Origin of the sequence: Pseudorhodoplanes sp., from assembly GCF_035565855.1 — a bacterium.
Lineage (GTDB): Bacteria > Pseudomonadota > Alphaproteobacteria > Rhizobiales > Xanthobacteraceae > Pseudorhodoplanes.
The window spans coordinates 1-4,530 of record NZ_DATMRX010000230.1 but is presented as its reverse complement, the minus strand read 5'-3'; the positions used below and the strand labels follow the sequence as shown (position 1 = coordinate 4,530).

Below are 4,530 nucleotides of genomic sequence, written 5' to 3'. Positions count from 1 at the left end.
GCGGAACAGGCGGGAGAAGCCTTCGCACGGCTCGCCGACGTCATCATCCGCGCGCTGCATCGTCAGGTCGAAGACCTGTTCGTGCAGGCGCATGGCCGGATCAAAGGGCAACAGACGGCTTTGCTGGCTCTGGGCAAGCTCGGCGGCCGCGAGATGACCGCAAGCTCCGACCTCGACCTGATCCTCGTCTATGACTTCGACGAGGAGAGCCCAGAATCCGATGGCGAGCGGCCGCTTTACGGGGCGCAATATTTCGCGCGGCTGACCAAGAGGCTGATCTCGGCGCTCACCGCGCAGACCAATTACGGCGCGCTCTATCACGTCGATATGCGCTTGCGCCCCTCCGGCCGGTCGGGACCGGTCGCGACCAAGTTCGATGCCTTCCGCGACTATCAGACGGAGGAGGCATGGACCTGGGAGCATATGGCGCTGACGCGCGCTCGCGTCGTCTCCGCGTCCGGCGATTTCGCGCCGCGGGTCGAAGCGCTGATCCGTTCGGTGCTGGCACGGCCGCGCGACATGCGCACGATTGCGGGCGATGCCTATGAGATGCGCATGGCCATCGCGACGGAAAAAGGCGAGGCCGAGCGCTGGGATCTGAAATACGCAGCAGGCGGGCTCACCGACATCGAATTCATCGCGCAATATCTGCAGCTCGTGCACGCCGCCGATCACCCCGACATCCTCGATCCGTCGACGGCGAAGGTGCTCGAGCGCGCGGCGCGGCTCGGTCTCCTTTCACCGGAAGATTCCGAGGTGTTGCGTCCGGCGGTTCAGCTCTATCAGAATCTCAGCCAGATCCTGCGGCTGTGCCTGTCTGGTCCGTTCGATCCGAAAAAGACCGATCCAGGCCTCTTGCGGCTTCTCGCGCGCGCGGCGGATGTGCCGGATTTCGCGACGCTCGATGCCCATGTGGCTGAGACGCAGACAAGAGTGCGGGCGCGCTTCGAGGCCTTGCTCGGGCCGGGTGAGTGAGCGGATACCCGAGCCTCACGCGCGCAAGTCGGCCACCGCGATTTCGCCGTCGGTGACGTATTTGTTGACCTTACCGACTTCCAGACGCTCGCCGGAAAGTTGCGATTGAAGATTCGTGATGACGCCATGACGGGTGAGCTCGCCGACAAGGAAGTCGCGTTCCTTGTTGGTGTCGTCGTCGGTCGCATGGGTGATCTGGAAACTCAGGCGCGTGAGCGAAAACCCGGTATCCTTGGTCGCCGCCCCGACCCAGAGAACTTCTTCGTCGGGGGAGGGCCGATCCGAGTCGAGCCAGAAGCCGGGTGTGTCGATCGCCAGCTCAGCACGCGCCGTCGGCCGGCCCCAGAAGCGGACATGATGACGCTTGCGCGGACTGTTATCGATCGGCAGCTGGAATCCCAGATCCTGCCCGCGTCCGAACAGATAGAGCGTGCTGAACGGCGCGTTCGGGTAGGTCTTGTTCATCACGAAGGCCTGCGCCATCCGGATCGAGCTCTTGAGATTGAGCGGATCGGCCCGCGACCATCCCATCCTGGCGAAGGCATCGCATAACTGGCGCTCGGTCCCGATCAAGGCGATGTTGACCGGATCGCCCGGAAGCCCATCACCGGTCAGCGTGTAGCTCGGCACGCGTCCGCGCTGCAGGATGCGAAGTCCGATCCGGATGGCGCGCGGCAGCACCACATAGGCGGCGAGGCCGTAAGTGACGGCAAGCGCAATCACCCAGGGCAGGCGACGATCGACCGTGTCGAAGATCACGAAGACGATCAGCCAGACCGTGACAACGCCGAGGAGAAAGACGAGCAGGCGTTGCAGGAGGCGGCGAAGCCTTCTCATGCTGGCGCGCTCCGCGCGATATGTTCGAGTGTTCTCCGCATCGCGCGGTCGCTGTCTCAACACTGCTGGCGAATGGCAGGCGGCAATTCTTGGGCTAGGCCGCGCTGCTAGTCAAACCGGCTTCCATCCGCGGGCCGGCTACCGGCAGCCGCACCAATACGGTGGTGCCGCGGCCCGGTGTCGAGCGGATGTGCATGAAGCCGCCATGCAGCGTGACCAGGGACTTGGCGATCGCCAGCCCCAGACCCGAGCCGTGATGCACCTTGGTGAGTTGGCTCTCGACCTGCTCGAAGGGCCGGCCGAGCCGCTCCAGTGCATCTTTGGCGATGCCGATCCCCGTATCGCTGATCGCGATCGAGACGTAGTCGCCAACGCGGCGGCCGCGCACCGCAACACGTCCGCCGGCGCCGGTGAATTTCACCGCATTCGACAACAGGTTGAGCGCGATCTGCTTCAGGGCGCGGCGATCGGCCCGCACGACGATATCGGACGCGATATGCGAGGACAGCGTAAGGTTCTTTTCCTCGGCGCGCGTCGACACCACCCGCAGGGAATCGGCGAGGATGTCGTCGAGCACAACCTCCTCCGGTTCGAGCTTCATGCGGCCGGCTTCGATCTTCGACATGTCGAGCACGTCGTTGATGACGTCGAGGAGATATTGCCCGCTGCGATGAATGTCGCGGCAATATTCGTGATATTTGTCCACGCCGAGCTTGCCGAACATGCCTTTCTCCATGATCTCGGAGAAGCCGATGATCGCGTTCAGCGGCGTGCGCAGTTCGTGGCTCATATTGGCGAGGAATTTCGACTTGGCCTGGTTGGCGTCCTCGGCACGGGTCTTTTCGGCGGCGTATTTCTCGGCGAGTTCCTGGAGTTGTTGCTTGGATTGGCGCAGGTCCTCGACCGTCGCGAGCAGCCGCGTCTCGCTGCTCTTCAGCCTGCGCTCCTGCTGCTTCAGGCTTGAGATATTGGTGCCGACTGAGACGTATCCGCCGTCCTTGGTGCGGCGCTCGCTGAACAGCCAGTGGCCGTCGTCGAGCTGGGCTTCGAAGGACCGCGCGCCGGGCATGTCGGGTCCGACCATCGATACGTTGCCGAGCCGCAGGTTCTTGCGCCCCGCCGCAAGCACGCTCTCATAGCTGGTGCCGGGTACCACGAGTTCATCCGGGAGCTTGTGCAGCTGCTGGAAATTCGAGTTGCACAGCACCAGCCGGTTGTCGGCGTCCCACAACACGAACGCTTCCGGAATGGTCTCGATCGCATCGCGGAGCCGCATGTCGGCCGCTGTCGTGCGCTCGACCAGCGTTTTCTGTTCGGTGACATCGACGGCGATGCCGATCAGATGCAGGCCGGGTTCGCCGGGCTGGCGGACCACTTCGCAGCGGACGCGAAGCCACACCCAGCGGCCGTTGGCGTGGAGCATGCGAAAATCGTGGTCGATGGCATTGAGGCGGGAGTCGGCAACCCGCGTGGCGAGTTCATAGAGATCGACATCCTCCGGATGCACATATTTGTTGATCTCTCCGAAGGTCATCAGTTCATCGCGCGGCTCGAGGCCGAGGATGGCGAACATCGAGTGCGACCAGAAGATACGGCCGCGCGCGAGGTCCCAGTCCCACAAGCCGCAGCGGCCGCGATTGAGCGCGGTGTCGATCCGGCTCCTGACCGTGTCATAGATGATGTCGGCTTCGCGGGCGCGCGTGGCCTGCCAGTGAAATGCGAAACCGAGGATCAGCAGCACGAAACCGGTGGTCGCGGACAGCGTGACCGTCAGCGCGGTGTCCGACCGCCACGATGCGAGCGCGTCGCTGCGGCGCTGATACACCGCGAGCAGGCCGAGCGGCTCGTCCAGCGGCCGGATGGTTGCGAGCGTGCGTTTGCCGTCGGCGAATATGATGTCGGCGACGCCGCCATTGGTGCCGAGGATCGCGTGTGGGGAATCCCCGACGATTTCGCTCAGCTTGCGCCCGGTGACGCCCGCGATGTGAGGCGCGGCGGCGATGATCATCCCGTCGGGATTGCTGACCAGGATCTGCCGGCCGGCGGCGGTGGTCCGCGGCGTGCGCGCCATGTCGAGATCGGTCTGCACGCGACGCCAGACCGTCGAGCGATCGCCATTGGCGGTTCGTTCAAGACGTTGCGCCAGCACCTCGGCGATGGTTTCGAGGTCCTTCGAAGCATCGGCCAATGCGCTGCGCCGATGATCGAGCACCTGTACAAATGCGCCGATCGCGATGGTGATGAGGAAGGCGATGATCAGTGCGGGAACCGCACGCCGCAGGGCGGGTTCCGCGGTCAGCAGTCGTCTGTATGCCGGTTTTGCGATCGACTGCGCCAACCCCTTTATGGAATCGGAACGCGCCGACGCGTGCGCTGCTTCCGCGCGCGCCATGTATCTGCCCCCGTGTCGGATTGCTCGCCCTACACAACCCTTGACCGGGAGGATGTGCCGCATCTCGTCCCGAATCGAGAATCATAAGAATCGATGCGGGGTGATTTGTCGAGAGTCCGCGGAGTCAAGAACGTAAAAAAATTACTAACATCCGTGACGATTTCGCGCTGCGATGCAACGCGCGCTGCATGACTCCCTATGCGCGCGTTGCAGGGCGCTTGATCAGACGGGCGTCAGCGCGCGATTGACGATGTCGCTGACATCCGCCGAAAGCGTGGAGACGCCGGCGATGCGCCGCAATGCTTCTTCCGCCTTCTTACGGCGGC

General features: G+C 63.8%; 3 protein-coding genes. 1 reads left to right on the top strand and 2 read right to left on the bottom strand.

Annotation, left to right across the window (positions count from 1 at the left end):
- Nucleotides 1-975: DUF294 nucleotidyltransferase-like domain-containing protein (locus VN004_RS12900; protein ID WP_325610600.1), on the top strand; the 975-nt coding region annotated here is incomplete at its 5' end.
- 15 nt (nt 976-990) lie between these two features.
- Here VN004_RS12900 and VN004_RS12895 read toward each other — a convergent pair.
- Nucleotides 991-1,812, bottom strand: coding sequence for an LssY C-terminal domain-containing protein (locus VN004_RS12895; protein WP_325610599.1), 822 nt, complete (start codon nt 1,810-1,812; stop codon nt 991-993).
- Between the two features lie 94 nt (nt 1,813-1,906).
- The gene (locus tag VN004_RS12890) at nt 1,907-4,204 is read right to left on the bottom strand and encodes a PAS domain-containing sensor histidine kinase (protein ID WP_325610598.1); all 2,298 of its coding nucleotides are present in this window, start codon (nt 4,202-4,204) and stop codon (nt 1,907-1,909) included.
- Between the last annotated feature and the right edge of the window lie 326 nt (nt 4,205-4,530).

Coding starts and splice junctions, on each gene's coding strand:
- VN004_RS12895 (WP_325610599.1), bottom strand. CDS start 1,812: ATGAGAAGGCTTCGCCGCCTCCTGCAACGCCTGCTCGTCTTTCTCCTC.
- VN004_RS12890 (WP_325610598.1), bottom strand. CDS start 4,204: ATGGCGCGCGCGGAAGCAGCGCACGCGTCGGCGCGTTCCGATTCCATA.